The sequence below is a fragment of the Methylobacterium sp. P5_C11 genome (assembly GCF_054049775.1).
In genome coordinates this window covers 1-1,118 of sequence record NZ_JBFULS010000119.1, presented here as the reverse complement: position 1 = coordinate 1,118, position 1,118 = coordinate 1, and the positions used below count along the sequence as shown (strand labels likewise).

Genomic DNA, 1,118 nt, shown 5'->3' with positions numbered 1-1,118 from the left:
CTTCCGCGTCGTGGCCGAGGCGCGGCTGACGGGCGCCGAACCGTTCGCCGGGCCGCACCGGCTGAACCTGCCGGCGGTGGACGCGGCCTGGTACCGGGCGACCTACCCGGACGTGGGCGGGCGGGAGCCGTACCTGCACTTCGCCGAGGCGGGCTGGCGGGAGCTGCGCGATCCGGGACCGGGGCGCTCGACCCTGGCGGCGCTCCTCGGCGTCTGCGGCCTGCGGCCGGCGCGGGCACCTGTGGAGGACACCGGCTGGCTGGGCGCGATCGGACGCGAGACCGTGACGCGGGCGAGGCTGCTGGATCTGCAGGCGCGGCTGGTGGCCGGGCATTTCGACCATGACTTCTACCGGGCGCGCTACGGTCTGTCCGAGGCGGACGACGCGGTGCGCGACTATTGCGGCACCGGCTGGCGGAAGGGCCGCAACCCCAGACCCGACTTCGACGGCTGGGCCTACCGCGCGCACCATCCCTCCGCGGAGGCGACGGGTATGGCGCCCTTCGTTCATCACGTGGCCCGGGCTCTTCTGCGCGGCGACGACCTCTCGAGCGACGCCTTCGATCCCCGCTACGGCGCGCCGCCGGCCGACGAGGACGCGGAGCTGTTTGAGCAGGCCCGCCTGATCGAGCCGCTCTTCGACGCGCCCTGGTACCTCAAGCGCTACCCGGACACCCGCGGTTTCGAGAACGGCCCGGCGATCCACTTCCTGTCCCACGGACAGGAGGAGGACCGCGATCCGAGCAAGACCTTCTCAACCCGATTCTACCGCCGGGCCTACGGCCATCTCCTGGGACAAGGGGAGTCTCCGTTCCTGCACTACGTGCGCACGGGCCGGGCCGCCGGGCTGATGGCCGCCCCCGAGGATCTCGGCACCTACCCGCCCATGGAAGCCCCCGCGGCCCACGAGTGGGACGGCCTGCCCCAGGCCCTGCCGATCGAGCAGGCCCGCGTCGTCGTCATCGTCCCGGTCTACAAGGGCCGCGGCGAGACCCTGCGCGCCATCCACGCCTGCCTGGCCCAGCCCCAGGCCACCCCCTTCACCCTGCTCGCCGTCAACGACCGCTCTCCCGACCCGGAGCTCGCCGCGGAGCTGGCCGCCCTCGCCCGACGCGGCC

Annotated in this window: 1 pseudogene; it reads left to right on the top strand. The window is 73.7% G+C overall.

The annotated features are described in order from the left end of the window. Positions 1-1,118 (top strand): annotated as a pseudogene (locus ACXJKQ_RS27585) (glycosyltransferase); the annotation flags it as partial.